The organism is Streptomyces sp. LHD-70, assembly GCF_031157275.1.
Classification (GTDB): domain Bacteria; phylum Actinomycetota; class Actinomycetes; order Streptomycetales; family Streptomycetaceae; genus Streptomyces.
Genome location: NZ_JAVIFW010000005.1, coordinates 404,193 through 423,170, shown reverse-complemented (window position 1 = coordinate 423,170; position 18,978 = coordinate 404,193). Strand labels below are relative to the sequence as shown.

Below are 18,978 nucleotides of genomic sequence, written 5' to 3'. Positions count from 1 at the left end.
TCCCCGCGCCCCTTAAGAAGCCAGCCCCTCCGGCGTTTGAGGAGCGGCGCCTAACCCGCCACCACCTCCACCACCGCCTCCGCCCGAGGCTCCCCCACCCGTACCAGCGGGACCGCCCGATGTGCCGGGTCGCGGACCTCGCCGACGAGGAGTTCCAGGACGTCCTCCAGGGTGACGAGGCCGAGGACCCGGCCCGAGGCGTCCGCGACCTGCGCGAGGTGCGTGGCCGCGCGGCGCATCACCGTCAGGGCGTCGTCCAGCGGGAGTTCGGCGCTGAGCCGGGGCAGCGGGCGCCAGATCTGCTGGGGCACGGCCCGCTCCGGGTCCTCCAGGTCGAGGACGTCCTTCACGTGCAGGTAGCCCATGAACGCGCCGCCCTCCGCGCGGACCGGGAAGCGCGAGTAGCCCGTGCGGACGGTCAGCTCCTCGATCCGGTGCGGTGTGACGGACGGGTCCACGGTGACCAGCGCGGCGCGCGTGAGGAGTACGTCCGTGACCGGGCGGGAGCCGAGCCCCAGGGCGTCCTCCAGGCGTTCCTGCTCGGCCGGTTCGAGGAGTCCGGCCTGCCGGGAGTCCTCGACGAGCTGCCCCAGCTGCACGCTGGTGAAGACCGCCTCCACCTCGTCCTTCGGCTCGACCCGGAACAGCTTGAGGACCAGCCGGGCGCACGCGCCGAGGCCGACGGTGACCGGGCGGCAGAGGCGGGCGAAGGCGACCAGGCCCGGGCTGAGCCACAGCGCGGTCTTCTCGGGCGCGGCCATCGCCAGGTTCTTCGGCACCATCTCGCCGATGACGAGGTGCAGGAAGACGACGACGGCCAGGGCGATCACGTACCCCAGCGGATGGATCAGGCCCTCCGGGACGTGTGCCGCGTGGAAGACGGGCTCCAGGAGGTGCGCGACGGTCGGCTCGGCGACCGCTCCGAGCGTCAACGAGCAGACGGTGATGCCGAATTGGGCGGCCGCCATCATCTGCGGCAGGTTCTCCAGGCCGTACAGGACCTGCTGGGGGCGCTTGCCGTCGAGCGGTTCGATCTGGCTGCGCCGGACCGAGACGAGCGCGAACTCGGCGCCGACGAAGAAGCCGTTGGCGAGCACGAGGAGGACGGCGAAGAGGAGTTGCAGCAGGCTCATCGGACCGCCTCCGCAGTCGTGGCCGGAGCGGAGACGAGGGCGGTACGGACGAGCCGGACGCGCTCGGCGCGGTAGTGGTCGACCTGGCGCACCGCAAGCTGCCAGCCGGGCAGTTCGGCCCGGTCGCCGGGGACCGGGATGCGGCCGAGGAGGTCGGCGACGAGTCCGGCGACCGTCTCGTACGGGCCCTCGGGCGCTTCGAGGCCGATCCGGAGCAGGGTGTCGAGGCGGCAGCCGCCGTCGGCCTCCCAGGCGGGGCGGCCGTCCTCGGCCGGGGCGGCGGCGAGTTGGGGCAGGTCGTGTATGTCGTGCTCGTCGCGCACCTCGCCGACCAGCTCCTCGACGATGTCCTCCAGGGTGACCACCCCGGCGGTGCCGCCGTACTCGTCGACGACCACGGCCATCGGCTGCTCGCTGCGCAGCCGCTCCAGGAGAGGCTGTACGGGCAGGGTCTGCGGGACGAGCAGCGGGGGCACCGCTATCCGGCCGACCGGGGCGCGGTGCCGTTCCTGGACGCGTACGGCGAGGGCGTCCTTGAGGTGGACGACGCCGATGATCTCGTCGATCCGCTCGCGGTAGACGGGGAAGCGGGACAGGCCGGTGGCGCGGGTGAGGTTGACGACGTCGGCGGCGGTGGCCGAGGCCTGCAGGGCGCTGACCTTCACGCGCGGGGTCATCACGTGCTGCGCGGTGAGCTCGCCGAGGGAGAGGGTACGCACGAACAGGTCGGCGGTGTCCTCCTCCAGCGCGCCCGCCTCGGCGGAGTGCCGGGCCAGGGAGACCAGCTCGTCGGGGGTCCGGGCGGAGGCCAGCTCCTCGGCGGGCTCGACGCCGAAGGCCCGTACGAGACGGTTGGCGACGGCGTTGAGTCCGGCGATCACCGGGCGGAAGAGCCGGGCGAAGGCGTGCTGCGGTCCGGCCACGAACCGGGCGACCTGCATCGGCCGGGACACCGCCCAGTTCTTCGGGACGAGCTCGCCGATCACCATCTGGACGGCGGACGCGAGCAGCATGCCTATGAGGACCGAGACGCCCGGTACGGCGCCGTCCGGCAGACCGACCGCGGTGAGCGGCCCGGCGAGCAGCTGGGCGAGGGCGGGCTCGGCGAGCATCCCGACCACCAACGAGGTGAGGGTGATGCCGAGTTGGGTGCCGGAGAGCTGGAAGGACAGCTCGCGCAGGGACTTCACGACGCGGCGGGCCCGTCGGTCGCCTTCGGCCGCGGCGCGCTCGGCGTCGGCGCGCTCCACGGTGACGAGGCCGAACTCGGCCGCCACGAAGAAGCCGTTGGCGAGGATCAGCAGGAAGGCCGCCGCGAGAAGCAGCAAAGGGATGGTCATGTCGCCGCCAGCCGGAAGGGGGCGGCGCAGGTACTACAGGACGATCCGTCCATTGCCGGAGTAAGTCACTCCTCGGTTCGCAGGAAGGCCCCGCGGCCGGGACCGGCCCGGGGTGCTGTGGTGCGGGGCGGGGCGCGCTGGGGTCGCCACCCGCACCAGAGTAATCAAGAAGGCGACCGCTGGTGCAGGGCCTGGAGCCCAGCGGTGCGGGGCTTCTGCCCCGCACCCACCGAGGTCATGCGGGGTGCCGACGCGAGACGTGCGCGGGACCCGTTCAGGTGAGGCCGGCTCCGGCGCCGTGGGCCTCGGCGAGGGCCCGCAGCGTACGGGCGTCGCGGATGGCGCGTTCCTTGGCGATGCCGGGCTGGATGCCCATGGCGGGCAGGCTGGTGCCGTCGCTCAGGTTGAGGAACACCCAGGGGTCACCGGGGCGCAGGTTGACCTGGACGATCTCGGCCCACTCCAGGGTGCGGCGGGTGGCGAGGTTGACGACGGTGACGCCGGACTCGTCGGCCACGACCTTGGGGCGGGCGAGCAGCACGAGCACGCCGAGGAACAGCGCGGCCGTGAAGACGAAGCTGGCGCGCTCGCCGGGGCTCAGGGTCTCCAGGAGCAGGGCGACGGTGGTGATCGCCACGAACGCCGCGACGCCGACGGTGAGCAGCACCGCGCGGGTGCGGCCGGGCCGGAACGTGACGGGCAGCGGGGGCAGTTCGGACATGTGCGGGATTCCGTCGGCTGGGGCGCGCTCAGAGGCGGCAGGCGTGGATGGCGGTGGTGAGGATGGCCCGCGCACCCAGGTCGTAGAGGTCGTCCATGATGCGCTGGGCGCCCTTCGCGGGGACCATGGCGCGGACGGCGACCCAGCCCTCGTTGTGCAGCGGCGAGACCGTCGGCGACTCCAGGCCCGGGGTGAGGGCGACGGCTTTCTCCAGGTGCTCGGCGCGGCAGTCGTAGTCCATCATCACGTACGTCCGGGCGACCAGGACGCCCTGGAGGCGGCGCAGGAACTGCTGGACCTTCGGGTCGTCGCCGTCGTTGCCCTTGGCGCGGATCACGCAGGCCTCGGACCGCATGATCGGCTCGCCGAAGACCTCGAGGCCCGCGTTGCGCAGCGAGGTGCCGGTCTCGACGACGTCCGCGATGGCGTCGGCGACACCGAGCTCGATGGCCGTCTCCACGGCGCCGTCGAGGTGCACGACGGAGGCGTCCACGCCGCGCTCGTCGAGGTACTTGGCGACGATGCCCTCGTACGAGGTGGCGATGGTGCGGCCCGCGAGGTCCGCGACGTCCTTGACGGCACCGGGCCGGGAGGCGAAGCGGAACGTGGAGCGGGCGAAGCCGAGCGGCAGGATGACCTCGGACTTGGCGCCGGAGTCGATCAGGAGGTCCTCGCCGGTGATGCCGATGTCGAGCTTGCCGGAGGACACGTAGATCGCGATGTCCTTGGGGCGCAGGTAGAAGAACTCGACCTCGTTGTCGGGGTCGACCGTGACGAGTTCCTTCGACTCCTTGCGCTGCCGGTAGCCGGCCTCATGGAGCATCGCCGACGCAGGTCCTGACAGTGAACCCTTGTTGGGGACGGCGATGCGCAGCATGAGGTCGGCTTCCTTTGCTCTGGAAAAACGGGGTGTGAACGGGTGGATCAGAGGTTGGCGTAGACGTCGTCGAGGGAGATGCCGCGGGCGACCATCATCACCTGTACGTGGTACAGGAGCTGGGAGATCTCCTCGGCGGCGGCTTCCTTGCCCTCGTACTCGGCGGCCATCCAGACTTCGGCGGCCTCCTCGACGACCTTCTTGCCGATCGCGTGCACGCCCTTCTCCACCAGTTCGGCGGTGCGGGACGTGGCGGGGTCGGCGTGGGCGGCCTTGTGCTGGAGCTCGGAGAAGAGCTCCTCGAACGTCTTATTGGACATGGTGAGGCTTACTCTACGCGGCCCTTCCGCCCCCCTCAGCGCCAGGGCTCGGAGACGGAACGGAGCGTGGTGGCGGTGGCGACGGCCGCGGTGACGGCCTCGTGGCCCTTGTCCTCGCTCGATCCCTCGATGCCGGCGCGGTCCAGGGCCTGCTCCTCGGTGTCGCAGGTCAGCACGCCGAAGCCGACGGGCACGCCGGTGTCGATGGAGACCTGCGTGAGGCCGTTGGTCACGCCCTGGCAGACGTAGTCGAAGTGCGGGGTGCCGCCGCGGATGACGACGCCGAGGGCGACCACCGCGTCGTAGCCGCGCTCCGCGAGGACCTTGGCGACGACCGGGAGCTCGAAGCTGCCGGGCACGCGCAGCAGGGTCGGCTCGTCGATGCCGAGCTCGCGCAGGGCGCGCAGGGCGCCGTCGACGAGTCCGTCCATGACCTGCTCGTGCCACTGGGCCGCGATCACCGCGACTCGCAGGTCGCTGCAGTTCTCCACGCTCAGTACGGGTGCGCCCTTGCCGCTCACGTCTCTCCTCGGGGTGTGCTGGTGCTGTACGGGTTGGTGGTGCTGCGCGCGCTACTGCGCGTCGAGCCAGGGCAGTTCGTGGCCCATGCGGTCGCGCTTGGTACGCAGGTACGTCAGGTTGTGCTCGCCCGCCTGCACGGGCATCGGCTCACGGCTCGTGACCTTGAGGCCGTGGGCGGTGAGGGCCTGGCTCTTCTCCGGGTTGTTGGTCAGCAGGCGCAGGCTGCGCACGCCGAGGTCGGCGAGGATCTGCGCGCCGGCTGCGTAGTCCCGGGCGTCGGCGGGCAGGCCGAGTTCCAGGTTGGCGTCGAGGGTGTCGCGGCCGCGCTCCTGGAGGGCGTACGCGCGCAGCTTGGAGAGCAGGCCGATGCCGCGCCCCTCGTGGCCGCGCAGGTAGACGACGATGCCGCGGCCCTCCTCGGTGATGCGCCGCATGGAGGCCTCCAGCTGGGGCCCGCAGTCGCAGCGCAGGGAGTGGAAGACGTCCCCGGTGAGGCACTCGGAGTGGACGCGTACGAGCACGTCCTCGCCGTCGCCGATCTCGCCTTGGACGAGGGCGACGTGCTCGACTCCGTCGACCGAGGAGCGGTAGCCGTACGCGGTGAACTCGCCGTGGGCCGTGGGGAGTTGGACCTTGGCCTCGCGGTGGACGGTGGGTTCGCTGGAGCGGCGGTAGGCGATCAGGTCCTCGATGGAGATGATCGTCAGGCCGTGCTTGCGGGCGAACGGGATCAGCTCGGGCAGGCGCAGCATCGTGCCGTCCTCGCCGGCGATCTCCACGATGGCGCCTGCGGGGCGCAGGCCCGCGAGCCGGGCGAGGTCGACGGCGGCCTCGGTGTGGCCGTTGCGGACGAGGACGCCGCCGGTGCGGGCGCGCAGCGGGAAGATGTGGCCGGGGCGGACGAAGTCGCTCGCCTGGGCGCGGCCGTCGGCGAGGAGCTGCAGGGTGGTGGCGCGGTCGGCGGCGGAGATGCCGGTGGTGACGCCGTGCGCGGGGCCCGCGTCGACGGAGACGGTGAAGGCCGTCCGCATCAGCTCGGTGTTGTGCTCGACCATCTGCGGGAGTTCGAGGCGGTCGAGTTCGTCGCCCTCCATGGGCGCGCAGATCAGGCCCCGGCACTCGCTCATCATGAACGCGATGATCTCGGGCGTCGCCTTCTCGGCGGCCACGATGAGGTCGCCCTCGTTCTCCCGGTTCTCGTCGTCGACCACGACGACCGGGCGGCCGGCCGCGATGTCGGCGACGGCCTGCTCGACGGGGTCCAGGACCAGGTGCTCTTCGCGGTCGTCGTCGGCGTACCAGAGAGGTGCGGTGCTCATGCCGTTGCTCCTTCCAGGGCGGGTGCCGTCACGCGGGAGCGCAGCCACCAGTCGCGCATCCCCCACAGGACGAGGGCGAGGTAGATCACGTAGACCAGGCCGGAGAAGGCGAGGCCGCTGTTGAAGGCGAGGGGGACGCCGACGAGGTCGACGAGGAGCCAGGCGAACCAGAACTCCACCAGGCCGCGGGCCTGGGCGACCATCGCGACGAGGGTCCCGACGAAGATGTACGCGTCCGCCCAGGGGCTCCAGGACAGGGACGGGTAGGCGGTGAAGAGCCCGCCGACGGCGAGGGTGCCGACGGCCGCCGCGGCGAGGAGCGCGCCGCGCTCCTTCCAGGTGGCGAACCGTACGGCGATGGAGCCGTCCTGGGCCTGCTGCGTGCCGCGGCTCCACTGCCGCCAGCCCCACAGGGCGACGCCGATGACGAGGAGCTGCTTGCCGACGCCGCCGGAGAGCTGCGCGGAGGCGTACGCCCCGACGAGGATCAGGCCGGACAGGAACTGGGCGGGCCAGGTCCACACCGAGCGGCGCCAGCCGAGGGCGAGGGCGGCGAGCCCGATGGTGTTGCCGATCATGTCGGACCAGATGACGTGCTGGCCGAAGGCGCTGAAGGCCTCGGCGTTCAGCCAGTTCAGGGCGCTCACTTCCCTGCCTCCGGGGCCTTGTCCGCCTCCGCGGCCCGGTCGCCGAGGAGGCGCTCGACGTACTTGGCGATGACGTCCACTTCGAGGTTGACCGGGTCGCCGGGCTGCTTCAAGCCGAGCGTGGTCAGGGCGAGGGTGGTGGGGATGAGGCTGATGGTGAAGGAGGCCGGTCCGGCGTCGACGACGGTGAGGCTGACACCGTCGACGGTGATGGAGCCCTTCTCCACGACGTACCGGGAGAGCTGGCCGGGCAGGGAGATCTTCACGATCTCCCAGTTCTCGGACGGCTTGCGCTCCTCGATCGTGCCCACACCGTCCACGTGGCCCTGCACGATGTGGCCGCCGAGCCGGGCGCCGACCGCCGTGGGCCGCTCCAGGTTGACCCGGGAGCCCTCGCGGAGCGCGCCGAGGCTGGAGCGGTTCAGCGTCTCGGCCATCACGTCGGCGGTGAACTCGTCGCCCTCGTGCTCCACGACGGTGAGGCAGACCCCGTTGACGGCGATGGAGTCGCCGTGCGCGGCGTCCTGCGTGACGACGGGGCCGCGCAGGCGGAAGCGGGAGGCGTCGCCGAGGTTCTCGACGGCGGTGACCTCACCCAGCTCTTCGACGATTCCGGTGAACACTTCAGTGCTCCTTAGGGGAGGAGGGGACGGCGGGGACGGCGGTGATGCGGAGATCGGGGCCGATGCGGACGGTCTCGGTGATGTCGAGCCGCAGGGCGTCGGCGATGGTGCTGATTCCGGCCTCGCCGAGGGCGGCGGGGCCCGCGCCGAGCAGGACGGGCGCGAGGTAGCCGACGACGCGGTCGACGGCTCCGGCGGCGACGAACGCACCGGCGAGGGTGGGCCCGCCTTCGAGGAGTACGGAGCGGACGCCGCGGGCGTGCAGGGCGGCGAGGAGGGACGGGATGTCGATGCCGTGGCCGCCCTTCGCGCGCGGCAGCGACCAGAACTCCCCGCCCCCGGACTCGACGAGAAAGTCGGGATCCAGATCGTCGGCGACCACGATGACGGTCTCGGCCGCGTCGTCGACGACGCGGGCGCCCCGCGGAACCGAACAGCACTCCGTGTCCACCACCACCCGCAGCGGCTGCACCGCACCCTCGACCCCGCGCACCGCGAGATGCGGGTCGTCGGCGCGCTGGGTGCCGGAGCCGACGACGACGGCGTCCGACTCGGCGCGAAGCCGGTGCACGTCGGCGCGGGACTCGGGCGAGGTGATCCAGCGGCTGCTGCGGTCGGCGGCGGCGATGCGGCCGTCGAGGGTCGCGGCGTACTTCCAAGTGACGTACGGGCGGCCGGAGTTGACGGAGGTGAGCCAGGCGATGTTGCCCGCGCGGGCCTCGTCCTCCAGGAGTCCCTGCTCGACGTCGACGCCGGCTTCGCGCAGCCGCTGTCCGCCGCCGGTGGCCGCGGGGTCGGGGTCGGGGACGGCGTAGACGACGCGGGCGATGCCGGCGTCGAGGAGGGCCTGGGCGCAGGGGCCGGTGCGGCCGGTGTGGTTGCAGGGTTCGAGGGTGACGATGGCGGTGCCGCCGCGGGCCCTGCCTGCGGCGGCGCGCAGGGCGTGGACCTCGGCGTGCGGTCCGCCGGCGCGCTGGTGGTAACCCTCACCGACCACGGTTCCGGCGGCGTCGAGGACGACACAGCCGACGACCGGGTTGGGGCTCGTGGCGCCGAGTGCGCGCGCGGCGAGCGTGATCGCCTGCCGCATGGCGGCTGCTTCGGCTGCGGTGGCCACCGGGTCCTCCTGCCTCTTCGGGCACGGACTCCGGGGCCTGTCGATGACGACAGATCTGACGGGCGAGGAACACTGAGCACCGGGGACGCCGGACGACGGCCGTCCTGACGTAGGACGGACCGACGGCGCGGCATACACGGATGTGCCTGCCCGCCGCGCACTGCCTCCCATCCGGACTTTCACCGTCGGTGCAGGAATTTCACCTGCTCAACCGGCCACTGGATGCGGCCGGGTCGCGGACTATTACCGCCGGTTCGGAATTACACCGACCCCGGAGTGCGCTGCTGCTGTTACACGGTCAGTGTGCCACGGCTGATCGTCACCCATGCGGGCGAAGGCCTGTGGGCTGACTCACAGGGCCGAGAAAGTCTCGACTTCGTCAGGTCGGCCCGATTCGGGGCACCGCTCCCCCGCCGGTGCCCGCCGCGCCCTCTGGCACGCTGTCGCCGTGACGACCACGCCCGCGCCCGCGCTCGCAGCCGAGTTCGAGACCCATCGGCCCCGCATGTTCGCCCTCGCCTACCGTCTGCTCGGCTCCGCCGAGGAGGCCCACGACGCGGTGCAGGACGCGTATCTGCGCTGGTCGGGGGCGCGCCGCGAGGACATCGAGCAGCCGGCGGCGTGGCTGGCGAAGGTCGTCACCAACCTCTGCGTCAACCGGCTGACGTCGGCGCGGGCCCGCCGCGAGGAGTACGTGGGGCCGTGGCTGCCCGAGCCGGTGGTGACGGGCGCGGGCGCACTCGGCCCGCTGGACTCGGCGGAGCAGCGGGACTCGGTCTCTACGGCGCTGCTCGTGCTCCTCGAACGGCTGACCCCGGCGGAGCGCGCGGTGTACGTGCTGCGGGAGGCGTTCGCGTACAGCCATCGGGAGATCGCCGGGGTGCTCGACGTCAGTGAGGCCAACGCGCGGCAGCTGTACGGCAGGGCGGTGCGGCGGGTGGCGGCGCGGACGCCGCGGTTCGTGCCGCGGCCGGAGCAGCAGCGGGGGCTCGTGGAGTCGTTCATCGCGGCGGCGCGCGAGGGCGACGTGGCCGGTCTGGAGAAGCTGCTCGCGGACGACGTGACCTGGTGGGGGGACGGCGGCGGCCGGATCACGGCGGCGCGGCGGCCGATCGAGGGCCGGGAGAAGGTGCTGCGGTTCCTGGCCGGTGCGGCGGAGCGGTTCCTCGTCGGCATCGAGCTGGAGGCCGCGGAGGTCAACGGCTGGACGGCGCTCGTGGCGTACCTGGGCGGCGAGTTGACGGCCGTGGCCTCGTTCGACGTACGCGACGGGGTGATCGCGGACGTGCGGGTCGTCGTCAACCCGGACAAGCTCTCTTTCGTACGGCGCCAGTTGGCGGCGGTCGGGTTGGAGGCCGGCGGGCCCCGCTGAAGTTTTTTCGGCGCGGTTGTCACATCCGGGCACGCTCGCCGGTTCTCAGCTGGTGACGGGCGCTCCACCCGGGAGCGCCCCACCCCGAAGGGACCGAACGACCATGACCACGATCCTGGTGACCGGCGGCACCGGCACCCTCGGCCGGTTCGTCACCGAGCGGCTGCGGGCGAGCGGCGGGCACGAGGTGCGGGAGCTGAGCCGCCGCTCCGAGCAGTACCCGGTGGACCTGCGGACCGGCGCGGGCCTCGCGGACGCCGTCGCCGGGGCCGAGGTGATCGTGCACTGCGCGAGTACGCAGAAGAGCGGTGCGGACGTGGAGGCCGCGCGCCACCTCATCGACGCGGCACGCACGGCCGGGGTGCGGCACCTGGTCTACATCTCGATCGTCGGCATCGACCGCGTACCGCTCGGCTACTACCGCACGAAACTGCAGGTGGAGCGGCTGATCGAGGAGTCCGGGCTCGGCTTCACGATCCTGCGGACGACGCAGTTCCACGACCTGGCCCTGACGTTCGCCCGCGGCCTGACGAAGCTCCCCGTGGCACTCGCGCCGACGGGTGTGCGGCTGCAGCCGGTCGCGGTGGACGAGGTGGCGGGGCGGTTGGTCGAGCTGGCCCTCGGCGATCCGGCGGGGCATGTTCCGGAGATGGGCGGGCCGGAGGTGCTGTCCCTGGAGGCGCTCGTACGGGCGTACCTGCGCGCGAGCGGCAAGCGGCGCCCGGTGCTCGGGGTGCGGGTTCCGGGGCGGTTGTTCGGGGCGCTGCGGGCGGGGGGTCTGCTGACGCCTGAACACGCGGTCGGCGAGGGCACGTTCGGCGAGTTCGTGGGGAGGACGGCCCGATGAGCTCCGTACGTGTGGGCACGGCGTTTCTCGCTGCCGCGCAGCTGCTGGTCGGCGGCTGGATTCTGCTGGTGCCCAAGTCGTTCTGGGACGTGCCGTGGGTGTCTGTGGTGCCGCCGTACAACGAGCATCTGCTGTTCGACCACGGCGCGCAGTACCTGTCGCTCGCCGTGATACTCGGCGCGGCGGCGTGGTGGACCGAGCGGCGGCTCACGATGGTGGCCCTGGTCGCGCTGCTGGCCTTCACAGTGCCCCATCTCGCCTTCCACGCGGCCCACTTGGCGCCGCTGTCGACGGCGAGCGCGGCGGGCCTCATGTTCACACTGGGGATGGGTGTGCTGCTGCCCGTGGCGCTCCTGGTGGCCGTGGGCCGGAGCGCGCCCCACCGGGACTGACGCTCGGCATACGCTACGGCAGCGGTGCGGACAGGCCTCCCGGAAGGGCGCGGAGATGAGTGAACCGGACTACGGCACACGGCAGTTGAGGCGCGCGCGGTACGCCGTCGCGGCCGTCTTCTGCGTGCACGGCTCGGTGACGGGCTCGTTCGCGACGCGGGTGCCGTGGATCCAGGAGCACGCCGGTGTGAGCGCCGGCCAGCTGGGCCTCGCCCTCGCGTTCCCGGCGATCGGCGCGTCCGTCGCGATGCCGCTCGCGGGCGCGATCAGCCACCGTTTCGGCGCCCGCACCGCGCTGCGCGGACTGCTCGCCCTGTGGACGCTCTCCCTGGTGCTGCCCGCCCTCGCCCCGAACCTGGTCACGCTCTGCGCCGCGCTCTTCGTGTACGGGGCGACCTCCGGGATGTCGGACGTCGCGATGAACGCGCTCGGCGTGGAGGTGGAGAACCGGCTCGACCGCTCGATCATGTCCGGGCTGCACGGCATGTGGAGCACGGGCGCCCTGATCGGTTCGGCGGCCGGCACGCTCGCCGCGCACCTCGGGGCGGACGCCCGGCTGCACCACGCGCTGGCCTCCGGCGTTCTGACCGTGCTCGGCCTGGTGTTCTGCCAGGGCGTGCTCGACCTGCGCCCCACCCCGGACGAGGAGCCGCCGCCGCGCTTCGCGCTGCCGCCGAAGTCCGCCGTGCTCATCGGGCTCGTCGGGTTCTGCGCGGTGTTCGCGGAGGGCGCGAGCCTGGACTGGTCGGCGGTGTACCTGCGGGACGAGCTGGAGACCTCGGCCGGGCTCGCGGCCGCCTGCACGACCGCGTTCGCGCTGACGATGGCGGTGGCGCGGATCGCGGGCGACAAGGTGGTCGACCGGTTCGGGGCGGTGCGCACGGTCCGCGTCGGCGGGGTGGTCGCGACCGTCGGCGGCCTCCTGGTGGTGACCTCGGCGCACCCGGCGCAGGCCATGGCCGGTTTCGGCTGCCTGGGGCTCGGCATCGCCGTCGTCGTACCGCTGGCGTTCGCGGCGGCGGGGCGCAGCGGCGACAACCCGAGCCTGGCGATCGCGGGCGTCGCGACCATCACGTACACCTCGGGACTGATCGCCCCCTCGGCGATCGGCGCGATCGCGGACGCGACGTCGCTGGTGGCGTCGTTCGGCCTGGTGACGGCGCTGGCGTTCGGTCTTGTGGTGTTCGCGGGGGTGTTGCGAGGCAAGGACCGCGCGGCAGTGACGGCACCCGGCACCGGCGTGACCGCCGATCGCCCTTCGGGCTCGTCCTCGAACGCCGGACGGGCTTGATTTCGCCACCCTCTAACATGGCCCTGCTCATTTAAGACGTAACGAAAGTGAATCCCGGCCATGAACCTCGGCGTCCGCTGGAAACTCCACGGCGATGGCCGCACCCCCGCACCGGGCGCCGTGGTCCGCCCCGACGAGCGGCTTTCCTGGCCGCGCACGGCCGGGCTCGGGGCGCAGCACGTGGTCGCGATGTTCGGGGCGTCCTTCGTCGCTCCGGGAGTGCATCACTAGGGCTGCCTGGCTCCAGAGAGCCCGACCTATCCCCCTTTATCGACGGATGTTCACGACACGTATTGTTGAAAGGCGTGAGCATCATGTCCCCCGCACCTGCACCTATCCGTCTGCGCCCAGCAGTGGAAGACAACATCCCAGCGACCTTCCGTCGCAAAAAGCGCGGCGTGATCTACGTCCGCGTCTCCATCGCCCGCGCAGACATGATCAGCCCCGAGCTTCAGATCAGCCACGCGCAGAAGCTCGCGGACGCGAATGACATTGATGTCATTGTCGAGCCGATCATGGACCTCGGTGAGTCCGGCCGTGAATTCGAAGATCGCAAGATCTCCGAGATCAAGGAGATGGCGCGGAACAAGGAGTTCGATGTCCTGATCCTCTGGATCTGGTCTCGCTTCGGCCGCAACCTCCGCGAAAGCCTCCAGCACCTTGATGATCTTCTTGCCTATGGCATCGAGGTCCGGGCAGCCCACGAAGACTTCGACGGCAAGACGACCATTGGCCGGTTCGCCATCGCACAGATGCTCAACATCGCGGAGCTGGAGTCGAACCAGAAGTCGGACATGTGGAAGGCGGCGATCGAACGCCGCAAGAATCGGGGACTCCCCCACGGCAGTGCTGCCCGCGGAAAGTTCGGGTACTACCGCTGCGACACCTGCCCTCCGCCGGAGAAGGGCAAGCCGGTCGACAAGTGCCCGAAGTGCAAGGAGGGCATCCTCAATCCGATCACCGAGTACTGCCCCATCTACGTGAAGCTGTATTCGGACTACGCCGAGGGCCTGTCGGTCCGGAGCATGGTGCTCTGGCTCCGGAAACACAAGATCGTCAATTGGACGGGGCGGGAGATCGACGCAGGCGATCTGTACTCCATTCTCGACACGGGGTTCGCCCTGGGCTTCGTCCGGTACACGCTCCCCGAAGAGCTGTACACGGTGATCACCCGCGAGGACGGGACCACCAAGAGGAAGCGCAAGAGCGCGCACCGGGACATCACGGCGTACCTGTACTACAAGGGCAAGCACAAGGCCGTGATCGACGACGAGGTGGAGTGCGAGCGTCTGTGGGACGCGTACGTCGCCCGCCGCCTCAGCGGCCGGGACAACGACGACAAGAACCACGACCACTCGGCGAAGTACTCCGTCTCCGGCGTGCTCACGTGCTTCGGCTGCGGCGGCAACATGCACTCGATGCTCCGCGCCAAGAAGGTCCAGAAGCCGTGGGTGGACGGCAAGCCCGATCCCCGCGACGTTCTGTTCCGGTGCACACGGCACATGAAGTTCAAGGACTGCCCCGGCGGGGGTGTGTACGTGACGCTGGAGACGGCACAGGCCGCGGCGCGGCAGTACCTCGTGGAGCAGATCGACGGTGACGCGGACGGGGCACTGAGTGTGGCGTCTCGGGTCGAGCAGGTTCAGGCCGAGGCGGCGAAGACGTTCGAGGCGAATGCGGACCTGGTCCGGCTCAAGGTGATCGATGACGAGATTGCCGAGCTGCGCCGCAAGGAGGACAAGCTGACGGATGCGGTGCTGGATGAGCTGATCAGCCCCGAGGCTGCTCGCCGGAGGAGGGCGGAGTACGAAACACAGAAGAGCGCCCTCCGTGAGGAGAGCGCTCTGATCCGGAAGCGGATTGCTGACCAGCCGGTGATCATCCCGCGGCCGGCGCCGGATGCTGTGGCGTCGGCGTTGGACGTGTTCGATGTGGCTGATCCTGATGACCAGCGTGTGATCTTGAAGAAGCTGGTGCGGACGATACGGGTGCACCGTGGCCGTGATCCGGAGACGAAGACGACGGTGTACCCGATGTGGGTGGCGCCGCCGCCGAAGCCCGAGGTGACGCAGGCGGATGTGGGCACGGTGGCCTAGCTGTGCTGCCTGGGGGCGTTAGCCACGGTGGACATGGTGCGGTGTAGGAGAGCGATGAGCGCCTGTCCGTCTGGTGACTCGGCAGCAGAGGCCGAGCGTAGGAGGCCCGCGCAGTGGACAAGGGTCACGGCGAACGTGCTGCCTTTTGGGGCGACATCCGGACCGGCGAGCCTCAGCGCATCGCAAATCACCTCAGTGGGCTCGCCAGACGCCTGGAGCACATACTCGGCGCAGGTCAGCTCTGGAGCGGTGGGGATTCGCCTGCCGGACTCCGTCTCATCGGACAGGTTGTGAAGCAGCGCGGTCACCGTGTCCAGCGTGTGCGTCGTCATCCGACCAGAGTAGAGAACCTGTCTCCCCGGCGGAGGTCGGGCTAGAGGTCCACTGATCCGGCAGAGACCTAGCTCCGGTTGAGGCGGTCTGCGTACTTGACCGTCATTTCGGCGATGGTCTGCCAGAAGTCGTCCATGCAGTCTTCGTAGGGGCGGACTTCGGTGTCCCGGTTCATGTGGTGCTCCTGGAACAGGAAGAGGCCCCCTCGCCCGAGGGGGCCTCTTCGTTGTGCTGTGTCAGATGGTGTTGATGTGGTCGGGCCACACCACGCGGTGGATGCCGGCCGAGCGGATGAGCTTGGAGCAGTCGCGGCAGGGTGCGCGGGTTATGTAGAGCGTTGCCCCTTGGCAGTCCTGCCAGCTCGCGTGTAGGAGAGCGTTAGCCTCGGCGTGTGTCTCAAGACAGTTCTCATAGCCCGTTCCTGACGGGACTTGAGACGCACACCGTTCGCACTCTCCACGGAGGCAAGACGGGCCTCCCGGAGGCGTTCCGTTGTAGCCGGTCGCGCGTATGCGGTGGTCGGGTCCGACGAGGACCGCGCCGACGCGGCTTCGGCAGCAGTCGCCGCGCGCTGCGACCGCCTGTGTGATGCCGAGGAAGTAGTCGTCCCAGTCGGGGCGTTCATATGGCTGTGCCCTCTCGGGAGTCGAGTTCTTCGGTGATCTCTTGCTCCAGCTCGTAGGCCAGAGTGCGGTCCTCTTCGAGGCTCCTGAGGCCCAAGTGGATGAGCGAGGCCAGAGCCTCAAGCTCTTCGGTGCTGAAGTTGGAGAGCCGGTTGTGGAGGTAGCAGTCAAGGTCGTACTCAGTGGTCGGCATCGTCCTCGCCTTCGGTGACGATGACTGCTCCGGGATGCATCTCCTTGATCCAGTAGTCCTGGGCCATCTCTTGTGCCAGGACGTGAGGTACGCCGTGTGCGATGGCTTCGGTGTAGATCGTTCCGGCGATGCGGGCGAGCATGAGCGTGATGGTTCCGCGCTTCTCGATGAGGGCTTGGTTGAACTCGGTCTCGATGTTGGACACCAGCTCGTCAAAGGGGTTCTGATCAGCCATGGGTACTCAATTCAACTTTTTGGGGATGGGTAAGTGGGCTGTCAGCCCTGGACGTACTCGACTTCCTGAAGGAACTCGGTGACGGCGGCCGGGTCGATGAGGCCGCCCTTAGCCCGGTCCATGCCGGTCTTCACTGCGTCGATGACGGCCTCAAGGTCGTCGGACTCGAACGTGACCTGAACCTGGTCGTCGCCGAGGTAGTTGGCGTACATGCGCGGCTCCTAGTGCTTGCTTGCTTCGAGGTCGAGGACGCTCCCCCACGACTGCTTGCCGATCTCGGCGTCCACGGGGACCAGGAGGCCGCGGACGGCCATCTCCATGATTCGCGCGGTCTTCTCGGCCAGCTCGGTGGCGCGGTCCTCGGGGAAGCTGAAGACCAGCTCGTCGTGGATGGGGAGGCGAACGAACTCGGTGTATCCGTGTCGGTCGAGTTCGATCAGGGCTCGGGCCGTGATGTCACGGCTGGTGGACTGGATGAAGTAGTTGAGGGCGGCGTAGATCCGGTCGCGGTCGACGGGTATGCGTCGGCCGGTGCCGGTGTAGATGTAGCCGGTGCGGCGGGCCTCGCGCTGTAGGCGGTCGGCCAGGCGCTTCACGCCGGGGTAGGTCTCCCAGAACGCCTTGACGGCCTTCTTGGCTTCGACCTCCGATACGCCGTACTGCTCGACGATGGCCTTCCAGCCGCCTCCGAAGCAGACGGTGAAGTTGGTGCCCTTGCCTGCCTTGCGGTCGACGCCTGCGGCGTCGGCGGTGATCTGGTGGAGGTCCAGGCCGCGGTGGAACGCGTCGAGCATCGTCGGGTCGCCGCTGAAGGCGGCGAGGACGCGCAGCTCCATGTTTCCGTAGTCGCTGCTTACGGTGACGTGTCCCGGTTCGGCGAGGAAGCAGTGTCGGACGTACGAGTCGCCGGCCGGAAGGGTCTGTGCCGGTACGGCGCCCGAGATGGTCATACGAGCCGTCCTGGCCTGGCAGGAGTTGATGCTCGCGTGCACTCGGCCTTCGGCGTCCTGGCCGTGAAGGGCCCGGTCGAACCAGGTGGCCTTCCACTTCATCGCCTTCTTGGCCTGGATGATGGCCTCGGTCAGCGGAATGCCGACCGCGGACAGTACTTCGTCATCGACCGATAGGTTCCCCTTCTTGGTCTTCTTGGTGAGCTTGACGCCGCGCCCCTGAAGGGCGGCGATGATCTGTGCGTTGGAGTTGACGTTGTCGACGCCTTCGCGGCGTGCGACCTCTTCCCACTTGAGTTGCTGCTCGTACAGCTCCTCCGACTTGGCCTGTGCGTACGCCTGGTCGAGCAGGTATCCCCGGCGCTCGATCTTCGCCGTGATGTGGGCGAGGCGGTGCTCCCAGGAGATGAGTCCCTTCTTCCGGCTGCGTACCGGAACCTTCGGCTTGAGGATCTTGAAGAGCCGGAAGGCGAGGATGGGGTCCATGCCCGCGTACAGGTTGTAGCCGTGGTGGTCGATTGGGATGACGGGCCATACGTCGTCCTTCTTGACCTTGAGTTCCTTGGCGATGGCCGTCATGGAGCCCTTGACCTCATCGGCCACTACAGGGCAGATGTAGTGCTTGGTCAGCTCTTCGAGCTTGAGGCCGGGCCCGCCTTCCTTGACGGCCCGAGGGTCGACGAGGTGGGCGAACAGCTTGGTGTCCCAGCTCTTGGGAGCAAGCTCTTCCATCGGGATGCCGAGACAGCCTTCAGCAACGTGAAGGTCGAACGTGCCGTTCTGCGCGATGAGCCGGTACGCGGTCTTGAGCGCCCAGCGGACCGCGTTGCGAAACGGTCGGTCCTTCTCGACGGGCACGACGAACGACTCGTACGCGTTGCCGAACTGCCAGAGACGGGCCCGGAAGGTGCCGACGCTGGCGTTCCACCAGTCCAGGCCCGTCGTCTCGGAGTCGTGCGCAAGGAGATCCTGGTTGGCCAGGATGAAGGACTCAAAGTCGGGAAGGTCGTCCTCGGTCTCAACGACGTGGATGCGAACCGTCTGACCCTTGATCGGGTACTCGATGAGCCGCAAGGCGACCTCCTATCTCATTCCTCGGCTAGGTACTGGGTGACGGCGTCGGCCAGGTGGGCGTCCAGGGCCTTGGCGATGTCGCGAATGACCTTGAGAGCAGCGGCTCTTGAGAGGTGGACAACCTCTGAACTGGCGAAGTGCTCGTCGGCCCGGTAGGTGGCTTCGACGGTCACCGTGCGTTCCCCGGTGTGGGAGATCGTGGGCCGTGCGGACGCCTCGGTCTTGATCACGCCGTTCTGGTGCTGGATCTCGGTCACGGGGCGACACGTCCGTTCTTGTCGAAGGCCGTCATGGCGTCGGGGACGACGGTGCGGGCGAACTGGTCAATCTGCTGGGCCACGGCCTCGATCTCGGCGAGGGGGAACGTGGGCACGGTGCTGTCCGGGTGCGCCCAGCGCAGGGAGAGCAGGTTGAGCAGTGAGCGCAGGTTCAAGGTCACGTAGAAGCTCGTGTACAGGCTCAACGGCAGTACGTTGCGGGCCACTTCGCGGGTGATTCCGCGGTCCAGCATGAACCGGTAGCGGCTCCACGCCTCTGCGGCGGCGTCCTGGTGCATGACCATGGCGTCGATCGCCTGCTGTGGGGTGCCGGCCTTGAACTTGTAGGCGCCGGGCTTTCCGGCCTGCTTGAGCGGGCGGTGCTCGTCGGGGACGTAGAAGACGGGCTGCATCTCCTGGTAGCGGCCGGAGACTTCGTTGTACGAGGCGATCCGGTGGCGGAAGAACTCTCGGGCCACGAAGAGCGGGCACTCGATACGGAACTGGAAGGTGACGGCCTCGAAGGGGCTGCCGTGCCGGTCGCGCATCAGCATGTTGATCAGGCCGCGGTCCTTGTCGGGGGTTCCGGTGGTGCCGGAAGAGACGCGGGCCGCGCGGGCAATGCTGTGGTCGTCTCCCATGGAGTCGACCAGTTCAACGGTCATGTCGGAGCGGTACTCGATGTGCATGAAGTCC

22 protein-coding genes, 2 pseudogenes and 1 riboswitch are annotated in these 18,978 nt (G+C 69.6%); of the genes and pseudogenes, 6 read left to right on the top strand and 18 right to left on the bottom strand.

The genetic code is table 11. The annotated features are described in order from the left end of the window. Positions 1–50: 50 nt before the first annotated feature. The 10 genes from RCO28_RS12795 to ribD form a co-directional block, all read right to left on the bottom strand. Positions 51–1,133, bottom strand: coding sequence for a hemolysin family protein (locus RCO28_RS12795; protein ID WP_308941173.1), 1,083 nt, complete (start codon positions 1,131–1,133; stop codon positions 51–53). After that, complete coding sequence (locus tag RCO28_RS12790) at positions 1,130–2,473, bottom strand: hemolysin family protein (protein WP_308941172.1); 1,344 nt, start codon at positions 2,471–2,473, stop codon at positions 1,130–1,132. Before RCO28_RS12790 ends, RCO28_RS12795 begins: the two co-directional genes overlap by 4 nt. 274 nt (positions 2,474–2,747) lie before the next feature. Next, a complete protein-coding gene (locus RCO28_RS12785; RefSeq protein WP_308941171.1) occupies positions 2,748–3,194 on the bottom strand; it encodes a PH domain-containing protein in 447 nt (148 codons plus the stop codon). 28 nt (positions 3,195–3,222) lie between these two features. Next, complete coding sequence (hisG, locus tag RCO28_RS12780) at positions 3,223–4,071, bottom strand: ATP phosphoribosyltransferase (RefSeq protein ID WP_308941170.1); 849 nt, start codon at positions 4,069–4,071, stop codon at positions 3,223–3,225. 47 nt (positions 4,072–4,118) lie between these two features. Continuing rightward, positions 4,119–4,391: a phosphoribosyl-ATP diphosphatase gene (locus RCO28_RS12775; RefSeq protein ID WP_308941169.1), complete on the bottom strand. Its 273-nt coding sequence runs from the start codon at positions 4,389–4,391 to the stop codon at positions 4,119–4,121. Positions 4,392–4,426: 35 nt separating this feature from the next. Beyond that, on the bottom strand, positions 4,427–4,912 hold the full coding sequence (gene ribH / locus RCO28_RS12770; protein WP_282536044.1) for a 6,7-dimethyl-8-ribityllumazine synthase: 486 nt from the start codon (positions 4,910–4,912) through the stop codon (positions 4,427–4,429). Positions 4,913–4,963: 51 nt separating this feature from the next. Next, positions 4,964–6,232 carry a bifunctional 3,4-dihydroxy-2-butanone-4-phosphate synthase/GTP cyclohydrolase II gene (locus RCO28_RS12765; RefSeq protein WP_308941168.1) on the bottom strand — a complete coding sequence of 423 codons (1,269 nt, stop codon included), beginning with the start codon at positions 6,230–6,232 and terminating at the stop codon, positions 4,964–4,966. After that, the gene (locus RCO28_RS12760; RefSeq protein WP_308941167.1) at positions 6,229–6,879 is read right to left on the bottom strand and encodes a nicotinamide mononucleotide transporter family protein; all 651 of its coding nucleotides are present in this window, start codon (positions 6,877–6,879) and stop codon (positions 6,229–6,231) included. The genes RCO28_RS12765 and RCO28_RS12760 overlap by 4 nt, the downstream gene beginning before the upstream one ends. Next, entirely contained in the window at positions 6,876–7,502 is a 627-nt protein-coding gene (locus RCO28_RS12755) for a riboflavin synthase (protein WP_308941166.1), read from the bottom strand. Before RCO28_RS12755 ends, RCO28_RS12760 begins: the two co-directional genes overlap by 4 nt. 1 nt (position 7,503) lies before the next feature. Next, complete coding sequence (ribD, locus tag RCO28_RS12750) at positions 7,504–8,619, bottom strand: bifunctional diaminohydroxyphosphoribosylaminopyrimidine deaminase/5-amino-6-(5-phosphoribosylamino)uracil reductase RibD (RefSeq protein WP_308941165.1); 1,116 nt, start codon at positions 8,617–8,619, stop codon at positions 7,504–7,506. Positions 8,620–8,772: 153 nt separating this feature from the next. Beyond that, positions 8,773–8,903: riboswitch (FMN riboswitch) on the bottom strand. A gap of 164 nt (positions 8,904–9,067) precedes the next feature. On the opposite strand from ribD, the gene RCO28_RS12745 reads away from it, so the two are divergent. The 6 genes and pseudogenes from RCO28_RS12745 (at position 9,068) to RCO28_RS12720 (ending at position 14,617) form a co-directional block, all read left to right on the top strand. Continuing rightward, a complete protein-coding gene (locus RCO28_RS12745) occupies positions 9,068–9,991 on the top strand; it encodes an RNA polymerase sigma-70 factor (protein ID WP_308941164.1) in 924 nt (307 codons plus the stop codon). A 103-nt stretch (positions 9,992–10,094) separates the two neighbouring features. Then, complete coding sequence (locus RCO28_RS12740; RefSeq protein WP_308941163.1) at positions 10,095–10,838, top strand: NAD(P)H-binding protein; 744 nt, start codon at positions 10,095–10,097, stop codon at positions 10,836–10,838. Next, positions 10,835–11,230 carry a hypothetical protein gene (locus RCO28_RS12735; RefSeq protein ID WP_308941162.1) on the top strand — a complete coding sequence of 132 codons (396 nt, stop codon included), beginning with the start codon at positions 10,835–10,837 and terminating at the stop codon, positions 11,228–11,230. The genes RCO28_RS12740 and RCO28_RS12735 overlap by 4 nt, the downstream gene beginning before the upstream one ends. A 55-nt stretch (positions 11,231–11,285) precedes the next feature. Beyond that, the gene (locus tag RCO28_RS12730; protein ID WP_308941161.1) at positions 11,286–12,521 is read left to right on the top strand and encodes an MFS transporter; all 1,236 of its coding nucleotides are present in this window, start codon (positions 11,286–11,288) and stop codon (positions 12,519–12,521) included. Positions 12,522–12,581: 60 nt separating this feature from the next. Then, positions 12,582–12,737 (top strand): annotated as a pseudogene (locus RCO28_RS12725) (nitrate reductase); the annotation flags it as partial. 98 nt (positions 12,738–12,835) lie between these two features. Next, positions 12,836–14,617 carry a recombinase family protein gene (locus RCO28_RS12720; protein ID WP_308941246.1) on the top strand — a complete coding sequence of 594 codons (1,782 nt, stop codon included), beginning with the start codon at positions 12,836–12,838 and terminating at the stop codon, positions 14,615–14,617. On the opposite strand, the gene RCO28_RS12715 is transcribed toward RCO28_RS12720, so the two are convergent. The 8 genes and pseudogenes from RCO28_RS12715 to thyX all read right to left on the bottom strand — a co-directional run bounded on the left by RCO28_RS12715 (position 14,614) and on the right by thyX (position 18,971). After that, positions 14,614–14,949 carry a hypothetical protein gene (locus tag RCO28_RS12715; RefSeq protein ID WP_308941160.1) on the bottom strand — a complete coding sequence of 112 codons (336 nt, stop codon included), beginning with the start codon at positions 14,947–14,949 and terminating at the stop codon, positions 14,614–14,616. The two genes, RCO28_RS12720 and RCO28_RS12715, sit on opposite strands and share 4 nt — an antisense overlap. 237 nt (positions 14,950–15,186) lie before the next feature. Continuing rightward, positions 15,187–15,552: pseudogene (locus RCO28_RS12710) on the bottom strand (cytidine/deoxycytidylate deaminase family protein); the annotation flags it as partial. 19 nt (positions 15,553–15,571) lie between these two features. Beyond that, a complete protein-coding gene (locus RCO28_RS12705; RefSeq protein ID WP_308941247.1) occupies positions 15,572–15,766 on the bottom strand; it encodes a hypothetical protein in 195 nt (64 codons plus the stop codon). Further along, complete coding sequence (locus RCO28_RS12700) at positions 15,753–16,001, bottom strand: hypothetical protein (protein WP_308941159.1); 249 nt, start codon at positions 15,999–16,001, stop codon at positions 15,753–15,755. The genes RCO28_RS12705 and RCO28_RS12700 overlap by 14 nt, the downstream gene beginning before the upstream one ends. Positions 16,002–16,042: 41 nt before the next feature. Continuing rightward, positions 16,043–16,213, bottom strand: coding sequence for a hypothetical protein (locus RCO28_RS12695; RefSeq protein ID WP_308941158.1), 171 nt, complete (start codon positions 16,211–16,213; stop codon positions 16,043–16,045). Between the two features lie 9 nt (positions 16,214–16,222). Continuing rightward, positions 16,223–18,025 (bottom strand): DNA polymerase, encoded by a 1,803-nt coding sequence (locus tag RCO28_RS12690; RefSeq protein ID WP_308941157.1) that lies wholly within the window; start codon positions 18,023–18,025, stop codon positions 16,223–16,225. Between the two features lie 14 nt (positions 18,026–18,039). Next, entirely contained in the window at positions 18,040–18,282 is a 243-nt protein-coding gene (locus RCO28_RS12685) for a hypothetical protein (protein WP_308941156.1), read from the bottom strand. After that, entirely contained in the window at positions 18,279–18,971 is a 693-nt protein-coding gene (gene thyX / locus RCO28_RS12680; protein WP_308941155.1) for an FAD-dependent thymidylate synthase, read from the bottom strand. The genes RCO28_RS12685 and thyX overlap by 4 nt, the downstream gene beginning before the upstream one ends. Positions 18,972–18,978 lie beyond the last annotated feature (7 nt).

Bases quoted from the DNA above. Each gene is read 5' to 3' on its own strand.
- RCO28_RS12730 (WP_308941161.1), top strand. From the start codon at position 11,286: ATGAGTGAACCGGACTACGGCACACGGCAGTTGAGGCGCGCGCGGTAC.
- RCO28_RS12715 (WP_308941160.1), bottom strand. From the start codon at position 14,949: ATGACGACGCACACGCTGGACACGGTGACCGCGCTGCTTCACAACCTG.
- RCO28_RS12705 (WP_308941247.1), bottom strand. From the start codon at position 15,766: ATGCCGACCACTGAGTACGACCTTGACTGCTACCTCCACAACCGGCTC.
- RCO28_RS12790 (WP_308941172.1), bottom strand. From the start codon at position 2,473: ATGACCATCCCTTTGCTGCTTCTCGCGGCGGCCTTCCTGCTGATCCTC.
- RCO28_RS12740 (WP_308941163.1), top strand. From the start codon at position 10,095: ATGACCACGATCCTGGTGACCGGCGGCACCGGCACCCTCGGCCGGTTC.
- RCO28_RS12775 (WP_308941169.1), bottom strand. From the start codon at position 4,391: ATGTCCAATAAGACGTTCGAGGAGCTCTTCTCCGAGCTCCAGCACAAG.
- RCO28_RS12720 (WP_308941246.1), top strand. From the start codon at position 12,836: ATGTCCCCCGCACCTGCACCTATCCGTCTGCGCCCAGCAGTGGAAGAC.
- RCO28_RS12700 (WP_308941159.1), bottom strand. From the start codon at position 16,001: ATGGCTGATCAGAACCCCTTTGACGAGCTGGTGTCCAACATCGAGACC.
- RCO28_RS12785 (WP_308941171.1), bottom strand. From the start codon at position 3,194: ATGTCCGAACTGCCCCCGCTGCCCGTCACGTTCCGGCCCGGCCGCACC.
- thyX (WP_308941155.1), bottom strand. From the start codon at position 18,971: ATGCACATCGAGTACCGCTCCGACATGACCGTTGAACTGGTCGACTCC.
- RCO28_RS12795 (WP_308941173.1), bottom strand. From the start codon at position 1,133: ATGAGCCTGCTGCAACTCCTCTTCGCCGTCCTCCTCGTGCTCGCCAAC.
- RCO28_RS12765 (WP_308941168.1), bottom strand. From the start codon at position 6,232: ATGAGCACCGCACCTCTCTGGTACGCCGACGACGACCGCGAAGAGCAC.
- RCO28_RS12695 (WP_308941158.1), bottom strand. From the start codon at position 16,213: ATGTACGCCAACTACCTCGGCGACGACCAGGTTCAGGTCACGTTCGAG.
- RCO28_RS12735 (WP_308941162.1), top strand. From the start codon at position 10,835: ATGAGCTCCGTACGTGTGGGCACGGCGTTTCTCGCTGCCGCGCAGCTG.
- hisG (WP_308941170.1), bottom strand. From the start codon at position 4,071: ATGCTGCGCATCGCCGTCCCCAACAAGGGTTCACTGTCAGGACCTGCG.